Origin of the sequence: Streptomyces sp. NPDC006235 (assembly GCF_040613735.1) — a bacterium.
Taxonomy (GTDB): Bacteria; Actinomycetota; Actinomycetes; order Streptomycetales; family Streptomycetaceae; genus Streptomyces.
On the sequence record NZ_JBEXSR010000001.1, the window covers coordinates 108,469 to 130,251 of the forward strand.

General features: G+C 69.2%; 23 protein-coding genes and 4 pseudogenes. 13 read left to right on the forward strand and 14 right to left on the reverse strand.

What is annotated here, in order from left to right:
• Window positions 1-39: 39 nt before the first annotated feature.
• The 3 genes from ABZ192_RS00550 to ABZ192_RS00560 are packed head-to-tail and all read right to left on the reverse strand — an operon-like array spanning window position 40 to window position 1,134.
• On the reverse strand, window positions 40-378 hold the full coding sequence (locus ABZ192_RS00550) for a DUF5994 family protein (RefSeq protein ID WP_356922338.1): 339 nt from the start codon (window positions 376-378) through the stop codon (window positions 40-42).
• A 59-nt stretch (window positions 379-437) separates the two neighbouring features.
• The gene (locus ABZ192_RS00555; RefSeq protein WP_356922339.1) at window positions 438-824 is read right to left on the reverse strand and encodes a hypothetical protein; all 387 of its coding nucleotides are present in this window, start codon (window positions 822-824) and stop codon (window positions 438-440) included.
• A 7-nt stretch (window positions 825-831) separates the two neighbouring features.
• Window positions 832-1,134, reverse strand: a complete 303-nt coding sequence (locus ABZ192_RS00560) for a hypothetical protein (protein WP_356922607.1) — start codon at window positions 1,132-1,134, stop codon at window positions 832-834.
• Window positions 1,135-1,677: 543 nt separating this feature from the next.
• Here ABZ192_RS00560 and ABZ192_RS00565 point away from each other — a divergent pair.
• The gene (locus ABZ192_RS00565; protein WP_356922340.1) at window positions 1,678-2,352 is read left to right on the forward strand and encodes a hypothetical protein; all 675 of its coding nucleotides are present in this window, start codon (window positions 1,678-1,680) and stop codon (window positions 2,350-2,352) included.
• Between the two features lie 34 nt (window positions 2,353-2,386).
• Here the strand turns inward: ABZ192_RS00565 and ABZ192_RS00570 are convergent, their stop codons facing one another.
• From ABZ192_RS00570 to ABZ192_RS00580, 3 genes and pseudogenes are all read right to left on the reverse strand, one after another.
• Window positions 2,387-3,178, reverse strand: a complete 792-nt coding sequence (locus ABZ192_RS00570) for a PP2C family protein-serine/threonine phosphatase (protein ID WP_356922341.1) — start codon at window positions 3,176-3,178, stop codon at window positions 2,387-2,389.
• A gap of 2 nt (window positions 3,179-3,180) precedes the next feature.
• On the reverse strand, window positions 3,181-4,104 hold the full coding sequence (locus ABZ192_RS00575) for a PAS domain-containing protein (RefSeq protein ID WP_356922342.1): 924 nt from the start codon (window positions 4,102-4,104) through the stop codon (window positions 3,181-3,183).
• A 347-nt stretch (window positions 4,105-4,451) separates the two neighbouring features.
• Window positions 4,452-4,608, reverse strand: a pseudogene (locus ABZ192_RS00580) (DUF6131 family protein).
• 294 nt (window positions 4,609-4,902) lie between these two features.
• Here ABZ192_RS00580 and ABZ192_RS00585 point away from each other — a divergent pair.
• The 5 genes and pseudogenes from ABZ192_RS00585 to amaP all read left to right on the forward strand — a co-directional run bounded on the left by ABZ192_RS00585 (window position 4,903) and on the right by amaP (window position 6,753).
• On the forward strand, window positions 4,903-5,334 hold the full coding sequence (locus ABZ192_RS00585; RefSeq protein ID WP_356922343.1) for an Asp23/Gls24 family envelope stress response protein: 432 nt from the start codon (window positions 4,903-4,905) through the stop codon (window positions 5,332-5,334).
• 38 nt (window positions 5,335-5,372) lie between these two features.
• On the forward strand, window positions 5,373-5,600 hold the full coding sequence (locus tag ABZ192_RS00590; protein WP_356922344.1) for a hypothetical protein: 228 nt from the start codon (window positions 5,373-5,375) through the stop codon (window positions 5,598-5,600).
• Complete coding sequence (locus ABZ192_RS00595) at window positions 5,597-5,923, forward strand: Asp23/Gls24 family envelope stress response protein (RefSeq protein ID WP_356922345.1); 327 nt, start codon at window positions 5,597-5,599, stop codon at window positions 5,921-5,923. Before ABZ192_RS00590 ends, ABZ192_RS00595 begins: the two co-directional genes overlap by 4 nt.
• Before the next feature lie 14 nt (window positions 5,924-5,937).
• Window positions 5,938-6,147, forward strand: a pseudogene (locus ABZ192_RS00600) (DUF6286 domain-containing protein); the annotation flags it as partial.
• Window positions 6,148-6,158: 11 nt separating this feature from the next.
• A pseudogene (amaP, locus tag ABZ192_RS00605) lies at window positions 6,159-6,753 on the forward strand (alkaline shock response membrane anchor protein AmaP).
• 36 nt (window positions 6,754-6,789) lie between these two features.
• Here the strand turns inward: amaP and ABZ192_RS00610 are convergent.
• Together ABZ192_RS00610 and ABZ192_RS00615 are read right to left on the reverse strand one after the other, a co-directional pair.
• Entirely contained in the window at window positions 6,790-7,833 is a 1,044-nt protein-coding gene (locus ABZ192_RS00610) for an acyl-CoA desaturase (protein WP_356922346.1), read from the reverse strand.
• 429 nt (window positions 7,834-8,262) lie between these two features.
• Complete coding sequence (locus ABZ192_RS00615) at window positions 8,263-8,640, reverse strand: low affinity iron permease family protein (RefSeq protein WP_356922347.1); 378 nt, start codon at window positions 8,638-8,640, stop codon at window positions 8,263-8,265.
• Window positions 8,641-9,082: 442 nt separating this feature from the next.
• Here ABZ192_RS00615 and ABZ192_RS00620 point away from each other — a divergent pair, with 442 nt between their 5' ends.
• The 4 genes and pseudogenes from ABZ192_RS00620 to ABZ192_RS00635 all read left to right on the forward strand — a co-directional run bounded on the left by ABZ192_RS00620 (window position 9,083) and on the right by ABZ192_RS00635 (window position 11,411).
• Window positions 9,083-9,304: a type II toxin-antitoxin system VapB family antitoxin gene (locus ABZ192_RS00620; RefSeq protein ID WP_175433758.1), complete on the forward strand. Its 222-nt coding sequence runs from the start codon at window positions 9,083-9,085 to the stop codon at window positions 9,302-9,304.
• A complete protein-coding gene (locus ABZ192_RS00625) occupies window positions 9,301-9,711 on the forward strand; it encodes a PIN domain-containing protein (protein WP_356922348.1) in 411 nt (136 codons plus the stop codon). Before ABZ192_RS00620 ends, ABZ192_RS00625 begins: the two co-directional genes overlap by 4 nt.
• Before the next feature lie 297 nt (window positions 9,712-10,008).
• A pseudogene (locus ABZ192_RS00630) lies at window positions 10,009-10,491 on the forward strand (M48 family metalloprotease); the annotation flags it as partial.
• A 119-nt stretch (window positions 10,492-10,610) separates the two neighbouring features.
• The gene (locus ABZ192_RS00635) at window positions 10,611-11,411 is read left to right on the forward strand and encodes a hypothetical protein (protein WP_356922349.1); all 801 of its coding nucleotides are present in this window, start codon (window positions 10,611-10,613) and stop codon (window positions 11,409-11,411) included.
• Between the two features lie 605 nt (window positions 11,412-12,016).
• Here the strand turns inward: ABZ192_RS00635 and ABZ192_RS00640 are convergent.
• The 3 genes from ABZ192_RS00640 to ABZ192_RS00650 form a co-directional block, all read right to left on the reverse strand.
• Entirely contained in the window at window positions 12,017-12,508 is a 492-nt protein-coding gene (locus tag ABZ192_RS00640) for an SRPBCC family protein (protein WP_356922350.1), read from the reverse strand.
• The gene (locus ABZ192_RS00645; RefSeq protein WP_356922351.1) at window positions 12,505-12,888 is read right to left on the reverse strand and encodes a metalloregulator ArsR/SmtB family transcription factor; all 384 of its coding nucleotides are present in this window, start codon (window positions 12,886-12,888) and stop codon (window positions 12,505-12,507) included. The genes ABZ192_RS00640 and ABZ192_RS00645 overlap by 4 nt, the downstream gene beginning before the upstream one ends.
• 171 nt (window positions 12,889-13,059) lie before the next feature.
• Window positions 13,060-14,307, reverse strand: coding sequence for a beta-propeller fold lactonase family protein (locus tag ABZ192_RS00650; protein ID WP_356922608.1), 1,248 nt, complete (start codon window positions 14,305-14,307; stop codon window positions 13,060-13,062).
• A gap of 619 nt (window positions 14,308-14,926) precedes the next feature.
• Here ABZ192_RS00650 and ABZ192_RS00655 point away from each other — a divergent pair.
• Window positions 14,927-15,451, forward strand: coding sequence for a MarR family transcriptional regulator (locus ABZ192_RS00655; RefSeq protein WP_356922352.1), 525 nt, complete (start codon window positions 14,927-14,929; stop codon window positions 15,449-15,451).
• A gap of 232 nt (window positions 15,452-15,683) precedes the next feature.
• Here the strand turns inward: ABZ192_RS00655 and nhaA are convergent, their stop codons facing one another.
• Window positions 15,684-16,973 (reverse strand): Na+/H+ antiporter NhaA, encoded by a 1,290-nt coding sequence (gene nhaA / locus ABZ192_RS00660; RefSeq protein ID WP_356922353.1) that lies wholly within the window; start codon window positions 16,971-16,973, stop codon window positions 15,684-15,686.
• A gap of 252 nt (window positions 16,974-17,225) precedes the next feature.
• On the opposite strand from nhaA, the gene ABZ192_RS00665 reads away from it, so the two are divergent.
• Window positions 17,226-18,494 carry a cation:proton antiporter gene (locus tag ABZ192_RS00665; RefSeq protein WP_356922354.1) on the forward strand — a complete coding sequence of 423 codons (1,269 nt, stop codon included), beginning with the start codon at window positions 17,226-17,228 and terminating at the stop codon, window positions 18,492-18,494.
• 110 nt (window positions 18,495-18,604) lie between these two features.
• Here ABZ192_RS00665 and ABZ192_RS00670 read toward each other — a convergent pair whose 3' ends face one another.
• A complete protein-coding gene (locus ABZ192_RS00670) occupies window positions 18,605-20,143 on the reverse strand; it encodes an alanine/glycine:cation symporter family protein (protein WP_356922355.1) in 1,539 nt (512 codons plus the stop codon).
• 458 nt (window positions 20,144-20,601) lie between these two features.
• Between ABZ192_RS00670 and ABZ192_RS00675 the strand changes: the two genes are divergently transcribed.
• Complete coding sequence (locus ABZ192_RS00675; RefSeq protein WP_356922356.1) at window positions 20,602-21,162, forward strand: DM13 domain-containing protein; 561 nt, start codon at window positions 20,602-20,604, stop codon at window positions 21,160-21,162.
• Window positions 21,163-21,249: 87 nt separating this feature from the next.
• On the opposite strand, the gene ABZ192_RS00680 is transcribed toward ABZ192_RS00675, so the two are convergent.
• Window positions 21,250-21,783, reverse strand: a complete 534-nt coding sequence (locus tag ABZ192_RS00680; RefSeq protein ID WP_356922357.1) for a TerD family protein — start codon at window positions 21,781-21,783, stop codon at window positions 21,250-21,252.

Consider the following 21,783-nt stretch of genomic DNA (forward strand, 5'->3'; position numbering starts at 1 on the left):
GGTGTTTCCTTCGACGGGTGGTGGCGCGGTGGGTTCGGGTCAGGCCCGGCGGGCGGCGAGCCGGTCCGATGTGGGCCGGCGCACGGCCTTCACCGTGTGCCCGGGCACGGGCAGGTCGCAGGGCGTCGCCGGCCAGGTGTCGCGGTGGGACGCCATGCGCGACACGCGTCCTCGCGCCGCGTCGAACGCCTCGGTGAGCGCGGGCAGCTCGGCCATCAGGTCATCGGTGCGGGGCCACCAGGCCCCGCAGAGGGGGCCGGGCGGGAAGGTCGGCGGGCGCAGGGCGAGCCGGGCAGGGCGCGGTGACGTGCGTACCGGGCGGCTGGGGGCGCGGTCGCCGGTCCTTCGCGGTGGGCCCGTGCCGGTGTGCTGGTTCATGGTCGCGGTTCCTGTCCTCGGGCGGCCGTCCTGCGACTGCCGGTGCTGCTGGGCCGGCGTCAGCCAGGCTCGTCGGTGTGGGCGCGTCGTGCCTGGGTGTGGCTGGTGGCCAGCCAGGGCGAATAGGCAACGGGCTCTTCGCTGACCTGCCCGGTGTCGACGGTGAGATGGAGCAGGGTGCCCTGCCCGTCGGGGCCCGCCGGGTAGCTGCGTGGCTCGTCGCAGCGGAGGTTCCGGCGCAGCAGCTGCGCCACTCGTTGGGCGATGTCGGGGCTGGCGGCGATGATGCGGACCTCCGCGAGGTCGCCCAAGGAGAGATCACCATCGGCGGTCTCGAACGCCGGCGGATCTTCGCTTGTGTCGTGGGTGCTGCCGGTGCCGGTGCCTTGGCGGCGGCTGCGGCGGAGCGGCGCGGGCATGGACGTGACCTCTCTTCTGTCGGCCATTTCGGCCTCAACGTCCCGCGGTGTTCCGCTGGTTGTGCGTCGTCCGTTCCCGGTGGCGGCGCGGCCGGAAGCGCCCCCGCCCGCCGTCGCGATGGTCGCGACGCTCGTGACCGGCGGAGGGGGTGGAGTGCGATGCAGGCGGCGGGGTGGTGCCGGCGGCTCGGTCGGCGGCGGCTGGGGGGCCGGGAAGGAAGCGGCTGTAGGAACGCAAGGCGATCCTTTCGCTGTGCGCGGAGTTGAGCCGGTGGATCACGTACGCTCCCGCGGCGATGAGCACGAGGAACGCGGCAATGGTGAGGGGGATGTCCATGGCGGTCACGACCTGACGGTCGGTCGAACGCGAGAAGAGCTTGGGAGGAGCGGGCCCGCCGTCCCTCGGGCGCGTGGTGGCGCATTGGTGCCGGTGGTGCCGGTGGTGCCGTTCGTGCTCGTGGCGCCGGTGGTGAAGAGCTGCAGTACGGCCCTGCGCGGGTCGGGCTCCGGCCACGCTCGGGCGGCGGAGAAGGAATCGAAGGCCGGGGCCATCGTGCTGACCTGTCTCCGGAAGCTCCTGCGCTGCGCGAGGCTTCCGACGAAGTGTCTCGCCGAGGACGAGACCAGCGCGGAAGCCGGTGTGCGACATGCCCTCGGTACCTCCACCGTACTCCCGTGCGTCCTCAGCTGTCGGGAAGCGGACGGAACCGCCGCACCCGCCTCGGCGTTCTCGTCCACCGTCGGTCCCGAAGGGGGGCGCGGCCGCGGGAGTACGGTTGAAGACACCGAGGGCGTCGCGCGCCGACTCCGACACCGGTGCCGCTCTCGGCGACCGACGACGCCGGGCCGGGTCCGTCCGTGCCCGAGCAGGGCTTGCCTCATGACCGTGAACGTGCCGGCTGCGCCGACGACCACAGAACTCCTCGGGCGTCCCGTCGGTTCGCACCCGCCCGCGACGCGGAAGCCCGGCCCGAGGCCGGAGCGGGGCTCCTCGCCACGGGAAGGGCAACGAGTCCGTCCGCTGACCCGGCGTCAGATCGAGGACCATCTGCAGGAACTGGGCGATCTGTACGCGGAGACGTCCGGCGGCGGCCCCTGGGTGTGGAACCAAGCCCGCAGCGCCTTCCTGCGGCGGCTTGCGGCCGACGCACGGCGACCGGGGTTCGAGCTGCTGATCGCGGAGACCACCGAGCTGACCGGATGCGCCTACGGCTTCCCCGTACGCGGCGACGGCCCCTGGTGGGAGGGCTTCGACGGATACCTTCCGGGGCGGCTGCTCCGGCTTGCCGCATCCGGACGCCTCTTCGTGATCTCCGGGATCCACGTCCCCTCCCGGGTACGCCGACAGAACCAGGACCGTGCCTGGAACCTCGCCCGGCGCCTGCAGAAACGGCTGCTCACCGACCACGGTGCCGCCGTCGCCGTCACGCTGGTGAAGCGCTCCGACCACAGGACCGTCGAGGCGCTGCGGTCCTGGGGATGGCGGTACATCGAAGGCGACACCCCTCGGACGGCCCCGCTCGGCCCGTTCCGCGTCCTGGTCCTCGACATCTGAGCCCCGGTGTCCCGCCTCACCGCGGTCACCGCCTTCAGGACGACGGCAGACGCAGGGCGAGGAGGGCCACGTCGTCGGTGCTGCCGGGCGGCATGCGGGCGGGCAGCTGGTCGCACAGTGTGTCCAGCGGTTCGTGGGCGAGCGCGAGGGCGTGGTGGCGCAGACGGGCGAGGCCGGTGTCCAGGTCGCTGCCGGGGATCTCGATCAGGCCGTCGGTGTAGAGCAGGAGAGTGGAACCCGGTGGAAGGGACTGCGCGGCGCTCGGCCGGCTGCCGCCGGTGCCCGTAGGGACACCGAGGAGGAGTCCCTGTCCCGCTTCGAGGTACTGCGCCTGTCCATCCCGGGTCAGCAGGAGGGGCGGCGGGTGCCCCGCGCTGGTCCACCGCAGCGTCCACGGACCGGTGTGCGGGTCGCCTTCGAGCAGGGCGAGGACGAGGGTGGCCATGGGGACGGTGGTGATGGCGGGCATGGCGTCGTCGAGGCGGTCGACGACGGCGCCGGGCGGGCCGCTGTGGTCCCAGGCCAGCGAGCGCAGGATGCCGTGCAGTTGCGCCATCCCGGCCGCCGCGGTCAGGTCGTGACCCACGACGTCGCCGATGACCAGCGCGAGCGTGCCGTCCTTCCGCTCGAACGCGTCATACCAGTCGCCACCGACCTGGGAGCCGGCCGGGGCGGGCTGGTAGCGGGCGGCCAGCCGTAGGCGGCCGGGCTGGGGCAGTGGGGCGAGCAGGTTGCGCTGCATGGCCTCGGCGACGGCGCGCTGGCGGCCGAAGCGGCGGGCGTTGTCGATGACCAGGCCGACCCGACGGCCGATGTCACTCACCACTTTCAGGTCGTCGCGTCGAAGGGGTGCGACGGGTCCGTGCGCAGCAGCGTCAGGGCGCCGGTGACCTGCCGCCCGGAGCCCAGCGGCACCGTGACGGCAGACGTCGCACGGGCGGCCCGCAGGAAGCCGCTGTGGACGGCGGCCAGGGCAGAGGAGGCCGGTGCGGCCACGTCCGCCTCGCGCTGCAGGACGGGATCACCGCCGTTCAGCACCTGGACCAGAGGAGAGCTGGCCTCCTCCCCGGCCTCGGGAAGGCGCTCGCGCCAGTCCTCCTGGGCGGCGTCCCGGCCCTCGGGGCCCGTCACCGCCACACGGTGGACTTGTCCGGAACCGACCCGGAGGTCCACCGCCGCCCAGTCGGCGAGGCGGGGAACCAGCAGGCGGCCCAGCCGGGCGAGGGCCTCATCGGTCTCCAGAGTCTGACCGAGCACGTCGGTGATCTCCGCGACCAGCGTCAGCCGCTCGGTGAGGTCCTCCAGAGCACGCGTATAGGCCGCACGCTCCCGACGAGCGCTGCGGTCGCCGACGGCCTCGGTCAACAGCACGGCCATGCCCATGAAGGCGCCGTCGTCCCTCAGGGGAGAAGCGGACCAGGAGATCGCGATAAGGCGACCGTCCCCGCGCAGACAGATGTGGCCCTCCTGCCGCGCCTCGGCCCTCTCGGCCGCGGCCCGCAACAGCGGGCACTGCTTCCGGGGGATCCTGCCGCCGTGCGCATCCCGGTGCAGCAGGTCGTGTGCGTCCTCCCCGAGCATCGCCGCGGCGGAGCGGCCCAGCAGCCGCTCGGCTGCCAGGTTGGCCGCGAGGATCCGTCCGGCCGGATCCGTCACGATCAGGGCTGTGCCCAGCTGCTCGACGACCTGCTGCCAGAACCCCGGCTCGGCCGCCGACCACCACCGCCCCTCATCTCCGACACCCTCCACCACGCCGCCCCTCCAGTCATGGAAACCTCCGCGGGCGCATCGGCAGACCGAGACACCGGTCGATCGATGGTTCCCCGACTTGGCTCGATCAACTCCGCGACCTTGCCTCCGGCCCATGGTGTACGACGCGTACGAGTAGTGGTCATCGCCGAGCCGGTCGACGGCGTACGGCTGCCTTCGGCGTACGACCCGCTCCGGAGTGGGCGGTGCCGGTCCGCGCGGCACCCGCGCCAGTGTGGGGCCGGGCGCGGCGGCGCCCGGGCCTGTCACAGGAAGGCCATGCGTTCCCTCGGGGGCGGGGCCTTCGACCCCTGACCGTGCAAGCCCTCGGCGGTGCGGTTCCTGGCCGGTCACCCGTAGTGACGTCGTCCGGCGACGGCGTGTCCCATCGCGCCGAGGACCCACAGGATCGCTCCGACGGCTACCAGGACGATCACGATGGTCCACAGGATGGATGTGCCGGTGACGAAAGCCGACGGCGAGCAGAATGATGCCCAGGATGATCATGAGGCCTCCCCTGGGGAGTAGCGCGACCGGACCTCGGTGGGCATGTGAGGGGAGTCGGTGGACTGGTGGGCGGTGCGCAGCGGCCCCTCGCAGAGTTCAGCGGCGGGATCGGGTGGTTCAGCTGCTGACATGGTCTCAACCGCTCTTTTCGCGGCTCGCATTGTGGCTCCGGGCGCACGCTCGGGCACGCGCTTGACCACCCCGCCACGGTCCGCACTTCTATCAAAACGTCCTAATGCGAATATAATAGGAATAAATAATGCCAGGTGGGCTTATTGAGGGAGGAATATCCCGATGACTGAGAACACCGGCGTAAGGCACGGTGGTGCGCCCGAGTCTCGCGGCCGGACGACCATCGCCGATGTGGTGGTGGAGAAGATCGCCGGAATGGCGGCACGGGACGTGCGCGGCGTCTATGCCTTGGGCAGCGGATTCGCCCGCTCGATGGGATCCGTGCGGGAGCGGATGCCCGGCGCCGGTAGTGGCAAATCCGCCACACGCGGGGTCAGCGTCGAGGTCGGAGAGCTGCAGGCGGCCATCGACCTGGAGATCGTCGTCGACTACGGCGTCTCGATCACGGACGTGGCCGGTGCGGTGCGGGAGAACGTGATCTCCGCGGTGGAGCGGATGGCGGGTCGGGAGGTCGTGGAAGTCAACATCATGGTCAGCGATGTGAAGCTGCCCGACGAGGAGGACGAAGGCGAAGAGCGGCAGCGGATCCGATAGCCGGGGCGGAGCAGCCCGTGTGAGTGAAGGGGCGCGTGATGAGCAGGGCCGTGGTGGGCTTGATGGCCGGAATGGCGCTGGGTTTCGCCGCGTATTTCGGTAACTTCTGGGCTTTCCTGCTGGTGCTGGGACTGGGCATTGTCGGTCTCGTGGCCGGGCGGTTCATGGAAGGTGATCTCGAACCGGGCGACTTCGTCCGCCGCCGAGACCGGCAGGATCGGATTCGCGATGACCGGCGACGGGCTCGGGGAGACTGGCGGCAGTGACCGGTGAAGTCGATCGGCGTCCGGGCATTCCCCGCGGGGAGCGCGGTGCGACCACCGTCGCCTACCGGGTCGTTGCGAAGATCGCTTCCCACGTCGCGGCCGAGGCGCTGAGCCGGGTAACCGAGACGGCCGTCCACGTACCGCCCGGCCGCCGGACGCCACAAGTGACCACATCCGTGCGGCGGGCACCGGAGCGGAATACCGCCACAGGAGACGACGAGTCCGCCGCCGGACGGCAGGCGGTTCTCGGGGACGTGCGGATGCGCATCACCGTCGAGCTCGGCTATCCGTCCGACATCGGGGCGCAGTGCGCCGGGAGGTAACCGACAGGCTCAGGCGCGACCGGGCCGTGCAGGTGGCCGGTGTCCAGTCGGCACGGGTGGCTGTCGGCCGCCGGAAGGTCAGAGCCCGGGCAGAGGCACACTTCCGCGATCTGGAGGAGGTCCGCGCGGACCTGGACGCCACGCTGGGCGAAGCCGTGACGTCCTTGGGCCTCGCCCGGCAACACGCGCTGACCGTGCGCGTCCGGCGCCCGAAGAAGGGCTGAGGTGATTCTTGATGCTCACGGGAGTGAACCGGGTGCTGCTGGGGCTACTCGGCCTTGGGCTGTTCGCCCTGGGCGGCGGGGTGCTGCTGGGCGGACTGGATCTGCAGCGCCACTGGGGGTTTCGGCATGCCGGGCTGGTGGCCCTTCCGCGGGCCGGACGATGTGGTGCTGGGCACCGAGGGACGCACCCGGTGGCGGGAAGAGGGCTGGTGGTGGCCGACCGTGATCGCGGTGCTCGCCGTGCTGCCGGCTTTGCTGCCGTGGTGGCTCTTCGCACAGCGCAGACACCGCCTGGGCCAGGTTCTCGTCGACAGCGAAGACGGCGCGGCGGCCCGACTCGACGGCCGCACGCTGGAGGACGTCATCGAGGAGGAGGCGCAGGCCCTGGACGGGGTGTCGCGGGCCTGTGTACGGCTGACAGGCCGACGTACCGCTCCGGCCGCACGTGTGCGGCTGTTGCTGGAGCCTCACGCGGACCCGGAGCGGATTCTGGGGCAACTGACCCGGGAAACGCTCGCGCACGCGCGGGACTAGGCCGGCCTGGACCGCCTCCCGTCGAAGGTCAGACTCCGGGAAGCCCGCCACCACGCCGACCGCGTCGCCTGAAGCCCACGTTCTCGGGTTCTTCTTCCTGCTCGGTCCCTACGCGGGGACTCGGGCGTTCCGGAGCGGTGCTCCAGCCTGATGGAGACTGGCGAGGGCCAGCCGGTAGGAGGTGATCAGCCCGGTCTCCACGTAGTCCACGCCCAGGTCCTCGCAGTGGCGCCGGACGATGGTCCGGGCCTTGCGCAGGTTGGGGCTGGGCATGCTGGGGAACAGGTGATGCTCGATCTGGTGGTTCAGCCCGCCCAGTGCGATGTCGGTGAGCCGGCCGCCGCGCACGTTGCGTGAGGTGAGCACTTGGCGGCGGAGGAAGTCCGGGCGGTCTTTGCCTTTCAGGATCGGCATGCCCTTGTGGTTGGGCGCGAAGAGGGAACCCAGATAGATGCCGAACAGGCACTGGTGGACGACGAGGAAGGCGATCGCCATACCGGGCGGCAGCAGCCAGAGCACGGCGGTCAGGTAGACCGCGAAGTGCGCGAACAGCAGGGCGCCGTCGAGCGCACGGTTCTTGAGCGAGCGATTGGCCAGCGCCTTCACGCTCGACACGTGCAGGTTAAAGCCCTCCAGGGTGAGGAGCGGAAAGAACAGGAACGCCTGCCAGCGGCCGATCAGGCGGGGGAGCCCCTTGGCAGTCCGGGCCTGATCCTGGGACCAGACCAGCAGGTCGGGGTCGAGGTCGGGGTCGAGTTCCTCATGGTTGGGGTTGGCGTGGTGGCGGGTGTGTTTGTCCTGCCACCACCCGTAGCCCATCCCGATACCGGCACCGGCGATCCGTCCGGACACCTCGCTGGCCCGGCGTCGGCGGAACACCTGACGGTGGGCTGCGTCATGGGCGAGCAGGGCGACCTGACCGAAGACGACGGCCAGGAAGCCGGCGACCGCCAGGGTCCACCAGCTGTCGCCGATGAGCGCGACGGCGGCCCATCCACCGACGTAGAGCCCGGCCACCATGGTGATCCGCAGTGCGTAATAGCCGGGACGGCGCCCCATCAGGCCGGCATCAGCGATCTTTCTCGACAGTCGGGCGAAGTCACTGCCGGACGTCTCCGAGGGCGGGGGGCGGACCGCGGTATTCGAGGTCATGATGGTGCGAACTCTCTCCGTAGCGGGCAGATGGCTCGGCGCCGCCTCGGGAACTGCTGAGACCGGGCCGCACGTAGGGATGCGCTTCTTCCGCCCTGCGGGAGGCGCATCGCGCCGCGGAGCAAGGAGGACGTCTTTGCTTCGTCAGCCAACGGCCGCGCAGGCCCTCTGTCTCCAGGCGGGTTCCCTGCCAGACAGGTCTCACACCGCGAGAGCCCGCGACTGCCAGGCGTACCGGGTTGGGCAGGCATGGAGCATGCCGCCGACGTTCTGCGAGGCGGCGAACTGCTGTGGGTTGATGACCGCCCTAGGCAATGTCCAACTGGTCGAGCTCTTCCGTACCGCCGGCATGCACATCGATGTGACCCTGTCGACTGATGAGGCCCGGAAAGGTCACGAAGCGGGGCAAGCATGCGAGAACCGAGCGCATCAGGAGTTCTTTTCCCCGCCAAGGGTCGACCGCAGCTTCTGGTGTGCTTCTCCTGGGCCGTCACCCTCCTGTCCTTCCAGCAGGGCTGCCGCGATGGCGTCGAGCTTGCGCTGGACGGCGCGTTCGGCCCGCAGCTCGGAGTTCTTCAGCAGCGCCACCATGAGCAGGGTCGCCGCCGACATCGCCTCGCCCACGAAGAGAAGCCACGTGATCGGCAGACCGATCACGTGCAACGTGACAGCCGCGGCGACCACGATCAGGCAGATCCCGAAGAACGTTGCCGAACTGGTGAACCGTGAGGCATTCTCGGCCAGCCTCTCGAACGGCTTGCTCCGCGAGCCTCCGCGGTCGGACGGATGCTTGAGAATCATGCCCATTCTCTACAGCGGACCTCGCATGCCCGAGGGCTGCCACGCCCGGCCGAGAGGCGGACCATCCCGCGGGTCGGGCGAGATTCCGTCCTGGTATGAGTTCGGTTCGGCCGGGCGTGATGTGGCCGGACCGTGAGCGGCTGCCCGGCAGCAACCAGTCCGCCGCAGCCGTCGAGGTCGTACGCCGACCCGCAGAACATCGAACTCGCGACATCAGCTTGGGAAGTGATGGCGCTTGGACGGGCTTGATGGCTCTGACCTGCGTTGATGTCTTCCCTATGCGGTTGTCGCGAGGGCCGGATCGCGCCGCCGTCGCAGCGTCTCCCGGCGGATCTGGAGTGTCCGTTGTGCCGGCCGCACTGGGATCCGGCCCCGAGGAGGAATGGATCCGTCAATGTTGGTGACGTATTCTTCTATGTACATCACCAACATTGCACGGAGGAGCCTCATGTCTGTGACCCAGATCGACATCGACGACGACGCCCTGGAACGCGCCATGGCTCTGTCCAAGGTCAGGACCAAGAAAGAGGCGGTGAATCTCGCTCTCCACTTCTACGCCGAGCAGCAGGAGCGTGCGGCGCGCATCAGTCGTCACTTCGAGCGTGCGCGTGAGTGGGGTGCCGTCGAGGACGCCGAGCGCCTGCACGAGTCGGAGAAGCGCAGCCGATGATCTACTTGCTCGACACGTCCGGCCTGGTGCGGCTGCTGCGCGATCCGAAACTGCAATCGGCCTGGTACGACGCGATCGACGCAGGGGCCGTCGCATCCTGCTACGCGCAGCGCGCCGAGTTCCTGTACAGCGCCCGAAACGGTCGCGAGTACGACGAGATCGCGGAGATGTTCACCGACCTCTACCCCGACGCAGTGGTGCCAAAGAATGCAGGGCGGTGGATCAGCGCGGTGCAACACCGTATGGCCAAGGCTGGGGAGCACCGCAGCGCTTCGGCGGTGGACCTCATCGTCGCCGCGACAGCGGCCCACCACGGCTTGGCCGTCCTCCACGACGATGCCGACTACCGCGCTGTTGCCCGGCATGCATCCGACCTGACCGAGCACAACATCCACGACGTCGCCTGAAGCGCTCTTGTCGCCCGACAGGTTGTGGGCGGAGGGCGTTCTGCGAACACGCGGCCCTTGTTCGGTTTGGGGACATGTGATCTGAGAGGGGCGCTGATCGCTTGTTGCCCTGGGGCCTTTCAGCATGCTGAAGGCGATGAACGAGCCACTCTCAGGATTGGGTTCCAGGCGAACCAGTCGAGAACTCGGCGCCCAGTTCGCAGGGGGCGTTCAGCAGCGCCTTTTCTGTCGTCTCCAGGTCTGAGGCGGCCGCGTCCGGCGCCGGGCCGATGCGCTCCATCAGATCGCCGCGCTTACGACTCGCCTCACCCGGACGCCTGCGCCCTGCCCGGCCGACCGCACCGCATCGTCGTCACCACCGCGATGCTCCGCAGCCTCGGCTCCGCCGAGCGTGAAGCCCTCTTCGCCCACGAGCGCGCCCACAACGCGGGCAACCACTACCGCTTCGTGCTCGCCGCGGAACTCGCGGCGCACTGCCACCCCGGCCTGCGCCGCCTGCGCGACACCGTCCAACTCGCCGCGGAACGCGCCGCCGACGAGGCCGCCGCCATCGCCGTCGTCGACCGTCACCTGACCGCGTGCGATCGCCCGCGCCGCTCTCGCCACCCATGCCGCACAATCCACCCGCCCGGACTTCGCCTCCGCCGCGACCACCGGCCCCGTACCGCAGCGCGTCGCGGCCCTCCTCGCGCCTGCACGGCGTTCTCGGCCTGTGCGGCGGCGGTCGGCGTGGTCACCTTCCACCACGAGGTGGAGGTGGCGCTGGGCGAGGCGTCACGCCGACCTGGCCATCACATTCAGAACTTCATGCATCGAAGGGAAACTTATCCACCTGAAGCCCAAAAACTATGGCAAAGCGGACTGGGGTGCGGGTGGTCGACCGTGTCATCGTGCGGGCCATGACGACACAGCGCCTCCTTGACGACCTGGACGACCGGCCCCGCCTTCCCCTGCGCCCGATGGCGAACAAGGTGCCCGAAGTGACGGCCTTCTTCTGGGTCATCAAGGTGCTGACCACCGGCATGGGAGAGACGGCGTCCGACCTCCTGGCCCGTGTAATGGGCCCGATGCCGGCGGTCGCCACCGGCGGTATCGCCCTGGTGGCTTCACTGGCCGTCCAGTTGACCGTCCGTCGGCACATCGCCTGGGCCTACTGGACCGCCGTCGTCATGGTCAGTGTCTTCGGCACGATGGCGGCCGACGTCCTCCACGTCGGCCTGGGCGTCCCCTACATGGTCTCGACCCCCGTGTTCCTCGCCGCCCTGGCCGCCGTCTTCGTCCTCTGGTACGCGACCGAGCGCACACTGTCCATCCACAGCATCCAGACCCGCAGGCGCGAGACGTTCTACTGGGCGGCCGTCCTCGCCACGTTCGCCCTCGGCACCGCCGCGGGCGATCTCACCGCCACCGCCGGCCTCGGCTACCTGGGTTCGGTCGTCCTCTTCGCGGCCGCGATCTGCGTGCCCGCTCTGGCCCACCGCTTCAGCGGTCTGAACGCGGTGGCCGCCTTCTGGTCCGCATACGTCGTCACCCGCCCCCTCGGCGCCTCACTCGCCGACTGGATGGCGGTGAAACGCTCCCGCGGCGGCCTCGCTCTGGGACTGGAGCCGGTCACCCTGGCGTGGACACTCGCCATCCTGGCCTTCGTCGCCTACCTGGCCGCATCGCAGCGCGACAGGCGTGGCCGCGCCGCAGCCTGACCGGGTGCGACGCCGTGGAGGCGAGCAGGGCTCGCAGCCGGTTGATGGCGAAGCCCGGATGCAGACCAGCTCCTGGCCGTGGTGTGACGAGGTCAGCCGCAAGGCCAGCAGCCCTCTGCTGCTGCAAACGACTCATCCGCCTCACCATGTAGGACACGGTCTAAGGGTGCGGTTATGGTGCGCGACCGGCCGACCGGTCTAGACGACAAAGAACCCCCGGGTCTCTGACCTGGGGGTTTCGCATGGAGCGGGTGACGAGGATCGAACTCGCGCTCTCAGCTTGGGAAGCGACGGCGCTTGGACGGACTCTATGGCTCTGACCTCCCCGGATGCCTTTTGTCTGGGACGAGTTCGGTGTGGGATCGCACCGTCGTTGACCGTGGTTGTCCGCTCCTTTGGGCATGCTATGGGCACGGCATCGTGCAGAGGGGTTCGGGGCGTGCGCCTGCTGCTCCCAGAGCCTGGGCCGGCCATCGACTGGCATGTCTGCTACGTCGGGCCGTCGCAACCGCACACGCATGCGACATGAACGAACACGTGGACGTCAGGCCGTTCGGCGCATATCACCCCGGCGATCGTCGACGACAGTCCGGGTCGAGGGGTCCTCATGCCAGAGACTCGAAGTACGCCTTCTGCGCGGGGTAGTAGTCCTCGAAGTCGGGCTGGCGCTCGTCCGTGCGCGAGGCGGTGAGCATGTCCAGGTAGTACTCCCAACCGGGGCCGGTCGAGCCCAGCTGTTCCGTGGAGGTGAGGTGGTGGATCAGCCGGATCTCGGTGGTGCCCTCGGTCTCGGCCAGCAGCAACTCCAGCGACCAGGAGCCGGCCTCGTCCTGCATCGAGACGGCGAGCCGCCGCGGTGGCTCGCAGGCTTCGATCCGGATCGGGCACCATGGCGCCGACTCCTCGTACGTCAGCTGCACCTCGACGGTGCGGCCGGGCGCTGCCTCGCCGCGCCATGGGCCAAACCAGCGGGCGGTGCGTTCGGGCTCGGTGACGCTCGCCCAGACGTCGTCGGCGGAGGCGCGGTAGGTGCGGGTGAGGATCAGGTCGTATCCAGACGGCGTGGGGACGAGTCGTCCGCTGGGTTCTGGGGTCATGCCGTGTCCTGCCTGGGAGGGTGCGAGGTGGTGGCGGATTCGGCCCGGCTCCGGTCCCGTCGGGCGCGATGGACCTCGGTCTCCAGCGCTGCGAGACGCTGTGACCAGCCGGGCCGTCGCGTGTCGAACTGGTCGAGCCACATGGCGAGGGTGCTCAGCTTGGTGGCGACGAGCGTGTAGCGGCGGTGGCGTCCCATCTGCTCGTCCCGGACCAGGCCGCTCTCCCGGAGTACTCGCAGATGACGGCTTACTGCCGGGCGGCTGACGGGGAACCGAGCAGCGATCTCTCCCGCTGTCAGCGGCGTGTGACGCAACATGGACAGGATCTCCCGGCGCACCGGATCGGCGATGGCGTCGGCCACCTCGGTCAGTTCGTCCACCTCAGAAGCGTAACCCATCGGTTACGCGTCCCGCTGTCACTTCGCCGCGTGCAGCGGGGACCTATGGCCGAAAGCGCCGTGCAGCAGGGCCGGGGCGCCGTGTAGGGGACGGGTCTGCCGCACGCCCCGGCCAGGTTCCGTCGATGCGTTCTCGCCGGTTCGCCCCGGGTGTCACATCGCGGCTACGCCCTCCATGCCGGACTCACCGAACGCGGGCAGGCCCTCGGCGGTGGTGACCTTGGTGAGGGATCCGTTCTTCTCGACGCGGAAGCCGTCGACCGTGCCGGAGGTGGCGTTCTGGACGTAGACGAACTTCTCGTCCCCGGTCACGGCGATGTCGATCACGCCCTGCGATTTCGCTGATGGCGGGGTGGCCACGCCGACCTCGTTGGTCAGGGCGAGCTGTCCGTGCTTGTCCATGCGGTACCCGGTGACGGTGGAGTTGCCGGTGTTGCCGCCGTAGAAGTGGTCGCCCGCGCGCTCCAGCCAGCACAGGACCTCCTGACCGTTGGCGAGCGGCTTCTGAAGGACCCTCAGGGTTCCGTTGTGCTTGACCTTGTAGGTGGTCACCGTGGACTTCTCGGCTTCGGCGATCAGCATCCGGCTGCCGGAGCGGTCGAAGCTGATGGCGAACGGCACGTTGCCGGCGGACTTGTTGACGACCGGCTCGGCGACGGCCGGCAGACCGTTGCGCTTCAACGGGAAGACCTCGACGGTGTTGTTCCCCTTGGTGGTGACCACCAGGTTGCGGCCGTCCGGGGTGATCTCGACTTCGCCGGGCGAGGTGTCGAACCGTGGTATGTCCTCGTTGGCCAATCCGAGGGATCGGAAGGACCCCCGCATCGGCACGAGCCCCTTCGCAGTGATCCGGTAGCCCTGGACGCTGCCTTCGCCGCCCGCGTTCATGACGTACGCGACCTTGCCCCGCACCGCGATGCTGGAGGGGAACTCGCCGCCGGTGTCGACGATTCGGCGGTCCTTCAGTTTCGTTCCCTCGACGCGGAAGGAGGTCAGCGTGCCGCTGCCCGCGTTGACCCCGAGCAGCAGTCCGGAGGCGTGGTCGTAGACGAGGGAGCCCTGGGAAGCGAGGGAGTCGGTGGGGGCGTCGACTTGGTCGCCGCCCCGGCCGCCCGTGGCGTAGGTGCCTCCGGGTTTCAGTTTGCCCTGGTCGTCCCGTGCGAAGACGTGGATGGTGTTGCCGCCCAGTTCGTTGCCCTGCACGAAGACGGCTCGCTCGGCTTCCGCCCCGGACGTACCGTACTGGCTTGCCGAGGCCAGGGACACGGCCACGGTCGCCGCCGCCACGGTGGCGAGGACACTGCCGCCGATCACGATCCGCCGCGTCCTGGACTTCGCCCGGTGACCGCGATGTTCTTCAGTCCTCCGGCTCGGACGGTGCTCACTGCGCTCGCCGTACATACTCACGACCCACTCCTTCAAGCCTGATGGTGTTGTCGCCTCCGCGTGGATGTTCGCGACCGGACAAGGGTGGCCGGTGGCGGCGGTGAGATGAGCGGGGAACGTGGGCCCGTCAGACTCTCGTAAGCAGTTCCCGGGGTGACCACGGATCGCCCCCCTCCCCAGGGCGTTCAGACCTTCCGGAACGGGCGCACGCGGAGTGGGACCTGGCTGGTCGCGCTGACAAGACGCGGCCACCGTGACCGCGCTCGCGTCGGCCGGCAGGGACCGAATCCACCGTCGGAGGCCGCCGTCGTGAGGGAGCCGGGGACCGACGCCGGCCGCTCCACTGTTACGGGGGTCTTACGCGTTCTGCGCAGGGCACGGCGGAGCCGGCGCCGCGTACCACTCCGGCCTCGACGCCGTCGCGGGGATCACCGCGGGCACGGTGGTGGACCACGGAGTCCACGGGGCGGCCGGGCGGCTGGTCGCGACCGCCGCCCAGCAGTGACCGACGTCACGATGATGCATCTGGTGAAGCACGTGTCGACAGACTACCCGGGTAAGAAGCTCAAGCTTACTAATTTGACGTCAATTGCATGCTTGGAAGGGCTATATAGCAAGCGTTAGCTTGGTAAGTATGATCGATGTTCCAGAAGAGGCGTCGAAGGATCTGGTCTTGGCCGAGGCGTTGCGGTGGGGCGTGTCCCGCCTGGCTTCCCGGCTGCGCGCCGAGCAGCCGGGGAGCAGCCACTCCTTGACGCGGCTGGCCGCATCCGTGCTCGCCAACCTTCGGCACAGCGGCGCACTGACACCGTCGGAACTGGCCGCCATCGAAGGGCTGCAGACCCAGTCACTGACCCGGGTGCTCAACGAGTTGGAGGAACAGGGGCGAATTCGCCGGTCGAAGAGCGAGGTGGATGCCCGTCGCCAGAACATCGAGGTCACGGAAGCGGGGCGGGAGGCGCTACGGGAGCACGTGCGCGATGGCAACGCTTGGCTGGCGGCGGCACTGCGTCAGGCGCTGTCACCGGCCGAGCGTGGTGTGCTGCAGATCGCCGCCGGGCTGCTGGAGCAAGTGGCGGAGGCCGAGGTGGCCGTCGATGGGTGCCGGGGACCGGCGCAGGCGTCAGGGCAGGTCGAGGGGGCGGCCCCGGCGCTATGACTACTCACTCGACCGGGAAGGCATCAGCCGGTCATCAGCGCCCGTCCTCCGAACTTCCGAAACGGCTCCCGCTGTTGATGGTTCTGGCTGGACTGAGCGGCGCAAGTCCGCTGGCCACAGACATGTACGTTCCCGCCCGCCCGGACCTGGCCCGCTCCTTGGCAACCGATGCTTCCGGCGCGCAAAAGTCACTGACCGGGTTCCTGGCCGGAATCATCGTCGGGCAACCAGGTCATATGCTGCTGGAGCGCTGGTAGACGTCGGGGATGCCGTCGGCGTCCTCGTCGAGGTTCTCCTCCTCGTACAGGCGCCGGTAGACGGCGTTCCTGCGTCGCAGGAGCACGGTGGCCAGCAGGGCGGCGGTGAGCGAGGCGATCAGGACGGCGGCCTTGACGTGTTCGCCGACGGCCGTGCCGGGGAAGGCCAGCTCGCCGATGAGCAGGGCGACGGTGAAGCCGATTCCGGCCAGGGTCGCCAGAGCGAGGACGTCGGCCCAGGCCAGGTCCGGGTTGAGCCGAGCTCGGGTGAAGCGGGCGGCGAGGTAGGTGCCGGCGAAGATGCCGAGGATCTTGCCCGCGACCAGGCCGAGGATCACGCCGAGGGGTTCGGGGGTGGTGAACACCTTGCCCAGTGCGTCGCCGGAGACGCTGACCCCGGCGGCGAACAGCGCGAACAAGGGCACGCACAGGCCGGCGGACAGCGGGTGCAGCAGATGTCCGGTGCGTTCTGCGGGTGATGCCTTCTCGTCCTTGTCGCGGACGGTACGCAGGATCAGGCCCATGGCGACTCCCGCGACGGTGGCGTGGATGCCGCCGTTGTAGAGAAGCGCCCAGATCACCACTCCGAGCGGTACGTACCACCACCAGCCCCGCACCCGTCGCCGCTGCAGCACGTAGAAGACCACAAGCCCGGCGACCGCCCCCGCCAAGGCCCAGTAGTTCAGGTCCGAGGTGAAGAAGAGGGCGATGATCAGAATCGCGCCGAGGTCGTCGACGACCGCGAGGGTCAGCAGGAAGGCCCGCAGGGCGGTGGGCAGATGGGTGGAGATGACCGCAAGGACCGCCAGGGCGAAGGCGATGTCGGTGGCCATCGGCACCGCCCAGCCGTCCATGCTGCCCCCGCCGGTCGCGACCGTGACGGCGTAGAAGGCGGCGGGTACGGCCATGCCGCACACGGCGGCGATGACCGGCAACGCGGCCGTCGCCAGGGTGCGCAGAGAGCCGACGACCAGTTCCCGCTTCAGCTCGATCCCGGCGACCAGGAAGAAGACGGTCAGCAGGCCGTCCGACGTCCAGTGGCCGACCGAGAGGTCCAGGCCCAGTGCGGGTATCCCGAAGTGGAAGTCGCGGATGGTGGTGTAAGCGCTGCTGAGCGGGGTGTTCGCCCACACCAGCGCGACCACCGCGGCGGCCAGCAGGACGAGGCCGCCCACCGTCTCGGTGCGCAGGGCCCGGGCCACTGCCTGTCGTTCGGGCCAGGGGAGAAGACCGAGGAACGAGTTGCGGGGCGGGGTGGCGGCCAAGGCGGCGAACCTCCGGGCGTCGGCGAAAAGGGCACACGTCCCTGCGGACGCCGACCAGACTTCCCGGCACACCCCGCGTCTCATTGACGCGTTCTTCACACCCTAGCCGGAGCGGGTCCGTCGGCCCACCCCCCACCTCTTCCGTCGCAACCAGGCAGGCAGCGAGCCCGGTGACGCACTCGGGCGAGGCATCGGGGGGAACGGGGTACACACCTGACCTGGGAGAAGATCGCGTCTGGCAGGAGGGTCATAGTGACGCTTTCGGACGTGGTCTACGTCTGTCTGGGCCTGGGGGCCCTGGGCGCGGCCGTGCTGCCCCGGGTGGTCTCCAAGCGGCCGCTGTCCCTGCCCATGGTCTTCCTCGCCGCGGGGGTTCTCATCGAGCTCCTGCCGGTGGGCGTGCCGGCCGTGGACCCCGTGCGTGATCGGCTGTGGGTCGAACACACCACCGAGGTGTGCGTGATCGTGTCGCTGATGGGCGCCGGGCTCGCCATCGACCGGCCCTTCGCGTGGCGCCGGTGGTCCACGACGTGGCGGCTGCTGGGTGTCACGATGCCGCTGACCGTGGCGGTCGTCGCCCTGCTGGCCTGGGGGCTGCTGGACTGGCCGCCCGCCGCCGCCCTGCTGCTGGGCGCCGTGCTCGCGCCCACGGATCCCGTGCTGGCCGGTGAGGTGCGCGTGGGCGAGCCGCTCGGCACTGAGCGAGACGAGGACGAGGTGCGGTTCTCCCTGACCAGCGAGGCGGGGTTGAACGACGGGCTCGCCTTTCCGTTCGTCTACGCGGCCATCGCCCTTGCCGCGGCGGCTGGGACGGGGTGGTCGGCGGACTGGATCGGTTCGTGGGCGCTGACCGACCTGCTGGGCAAGTGCGCTGTCGGGCTGGCCGTCGGGGGCGGTGTCGGCTGGCTGCTGGGGTGGATGTTCTTCCGGGTACGTACGTCGGTGCTGCGGCTGTCCGAGCACATGGAGGGCTTCGTGGCGCTGGGAGCCACCTTCGTGTCCTACGGCATCGCCGAGGTGCTCCACGGCTACGGCTTCCTGTCCGTGTTCGTGACGGCCTGCGTCATCCGGGCCGCCGAGCGCAGCCACGGTTATCACAAGGTGCTGCACGAGTTCACCGAGCAGATCGAACGGCTGCTCACGGCCGTGCTGCTGTTCCTGCTGGGCGGATACCTGGTGGACGGCGCCCTGTCCGCCCTGACGTGGGCGGGCGCGGTCGTCGGTGCCCTGGTGCTGCTGGTCGTACGGCCGCTCTCGGGGTGGCTGGCGCAGGCACGGACCGCCATGGAGAAGAAGGAGCGTGGCGTGGTCGCTCTGTTCGGGATCCGGGGGATCGGTTCGCTGTTCTACCTGTCCTACGCCCTGGGGCAGGACTCCTTCGGCGGCTTGGAGCGGGAGCTGTGGGCCATCGTGGCCCTCACTGTGGTGATCTCGGTGGTGCTGCACGGCGTCATGGCGACCCCGGCCATCGGCTACCTCGACCGGCGACGCGACCGTGCGGAGCTCGGCGGCCGGTCGTAGTAGGCGGCTATTCGTCGGTCGTCGGTCGTGGCGGCAGACGTACGGGCCCGTACCCACCAAGGCGCGAGGTGGGTACGGGCCCGTACAGGAGCCGGGCCGCCGGGGGGCGGTCAGACGGTGGTCTTCACCGACTCCTGGTCTTCGTCGCCGTCGTCGCTGATCTCGCCGGCCTTGCGGGCGCGGACGAACTCCAGGAAGGAGTTGAGCTCGCGCTTGACGACCGGGGCGAGCAGGTACAGGCCGATGATGTTGAAGACCGACAGCAGGAAGAGCGCGGAGTCGGCGAGGCTGATCAGCGAGTCGAGGGACATCAGGGCACCCAGGACGACGAACAGGCTCCAGATGACCTTGAAGACGGTCTCGCTGGTCTTGCTCTTGCCGAACAGGTACGACCAGGCCTTGAGGCCGTAGTAGCCCCAGGTCAGGATCGTGGAGAAGGCGAACAGCAGCACCGCGATCGTGAGCACGGCCGGGAACCAGGGCAGTACGGTCTCGAAGGCGTCGGAGGTGATGGTGACGCCGCCGATGCTCTCACCGGCGCGGGCCTCGCCCCAGCTGGCCGGGTCGGCGATGACGATGGTCAGCGCGGTCATGGTGCAGATGACGACCGTGTCGATGAACGGCTCCAGCAGGGCGACCAGACCCTCGCTCGCGGGGTGGTTGGTCTTGACCGCGGAGTGGGCGATCGGCGCCGAGCCCAGACCGGCCTCGTTGGAGAACGCGGCGCGCTGGAAACCGATGATCAAAGCACCGAGCACACCGCCCGCGACGCCCTCGGCCTCGAAGGCGCCCTGCAGGATGGTCCGGAAGGCGCCCGGCACCGCGGTGACGTTGCCCAGGATGACGACCAGGCAGGCCACGATGTAGATACCGGCCATCGCGGGCACCAGCCGGCTGGTGACGGAGGCGATGGAGCGGATGCCGCCGAGCAGCACCAGGCCGACCAGCGCGGAGACGACCAGGCCGAAGAGGACGGCACCGGCGGAGGAGGCCAGGAAGCCGTCCTCGCCGCCGAAGGTCGAGGAGATCTGCGCGTAGCTCTGGTTGGTCTGGAACAGGTTGCCACCGAACAGGCCGAAGAAGAGGATCATGATCGAGGCGAGGACGGCGAGCACCTTGCCGAGCTTGGCGCCGCCGTTGCCGAAGCGGTCCTTGAGGCCCTTGGGCAGGTAGTGCATCGGGCCGCCGGAGACGGTGCCGTCGGCGTGCACCTCGCGGTACTTCACGCCGAGGGTGACCTCGACGAACTTGGTGGCCATGCCGAGCAGGCCGCACAGGATCATCCAGAACGTGGCGCCGGGGCCGCCGATGGAGACGGCGACGGCCACACCCGCGATGTTTCCGAGGCCGACCGTGCCGGAGACGGCGGCGGTCAGGGCCTGGAAGTGGTTGACCTCGCCCGTCGACCCCTTCTCGTCGTACTTCCCGCGCACCACGTCGAACGCGAGTTTGAACTTGCGGACCTGTACGAGCCCGAACCAGCCGGTGAAGACCAGACCGGCGACGACGAGCCAGGCGACGATGAGGGGGAGTTCGGTTCCGCCGACGGGAACCGAGTAGAAGACGATGTCCCCGAGCCACTTGGCTATGGGTTCGAAGAAATCGCTGACGGCTTCGTCGACGTTTTGGGTGACGGAGTCGAGTGACACAGTGGCTACCTCGATGGTGCGAGCCCGGGACACGGGGGTGGTGCCGCCGGTTTGATGTGCGGTCTCTGAACGAACGCCGTTGTCCGATCGGCGACGCTGGTCGGGCGCTCCGCGGATGCGGATTGTGATCACCCTGGTCGTGATGCCGGTGCATGCCGACCGCTCCGCGCTGTGGTGATGAGCGGTTCCACCTGCGGAGTTGCGCAGTTCTACCACGGTCTTTGCCGAGTCTTTAGTGATGCAGATCACATGACTCGCAGTTACAGCCGAAAATGCCAGCGAGCGATATCGGACCGTTATGCGGAACCCGAGTTCCGTTCATCGGGCATCTATCGAAAAGGCGGCCAGGCTCGCGGGCGTCGCCGCGACGTAAGACTTCCGTCATCCGCGTCGGGGCACACGCCGCCCGCGCGCCCCGTTGAATAGAGCGGAGGAAGCACTCAGGAATCGAGGCGGGCATGGGGCAGGGACGGAAGACGCGGGGCAGGCCGTGGGTCATCGGAGTGCTGGTGGTGGCGCTCGCCGGTGTCGGCTTGGGGCTGTACTGGTTCCAGCCGTGGAAGCTGTGGCAGGACGAAACCGTGCAGGAGGCCCTGCCCAGTGCCGTAGCCCCTGCGGTCCCTCCGGCCGGAGCGCCGTCAGTGTCCCCTTCCCCGGCACCCCGGCCCCGGACGCTGGCGGGCGGCGAACTGATCAGCCACGAGCACGCCACCTCGGGCAAGGTGAAGCTCGTACGGCTCGCCGACGGATCTCATGTCGTACGGCTGGAGGACCTCGACACCAGCAACGGCCCGGATCTGCGCGTGTGGCTGACCGACGCGCCGGTGAAGGAGGGGCGAGCCGGCTGGCACGTCTTCGACGACGGCGCGTACGTGAGCCTCGGCAAGCTCAAGGGCAACAAGGGCAGTCAGAACTACACCGTGCCCGCCGACGTCGACCCGTCCCGGTTCACCAGCGTGAGCATCTGGTGCGACCGCTTCGACGTGTCCTTCGGCGCCGCCGAACTGGCCCGCACGTGACCTCGTCCGCAGGGCGAGTCAGAGTTCCTGGCGACGATTTTCTGCACCCATCGTTTCGGAACCAACGACGCACCCGACCACACCGGGTCACGGCTGTGGGGCGTTGCCCATCTCCTCGGTGAAGACCGTGGGGTCGCTGTCGAAGCCGCGGACCATCTCGTGAAACGTCCAGGCTCCGGAAGTGTCCCGGGTGAACTCCGCGACCGTCGCCGCGGTGGACCCCGAGACCTGGGTGAAGTCGTCTTTGAGGAGCTCCCTGTACCCCTCGACGACCAGTACGCCGGCGTTCGAAACGTCACCGAAGGTTTTGGGGCCGTTGTTCTGGTGGATCGCCACGCCCACGACCACCCGGGCGAAGGAGGAAGCGAGGCGATCGAGCTCCAGGGTCATGACCTCGACGTAGCCGAAACCCTGACCGGTCTGGCTGTGCCGGCCCATGTTGATGGTGCCGTCCGGGGAGCGGCTGTCGAAGTGGACGACGTACACGGGCGGGCCGTAGGGGGCGTCCGCCGAGTAGGTCGTGGCGATGATGTCGAGATGGTGGGATGGCTGGTTCCAGGGACTCGGGTCCCACTTGAGCCGTACCTCGGCCTTGCTCACACTCTGAGTGTCGCTGTTCAC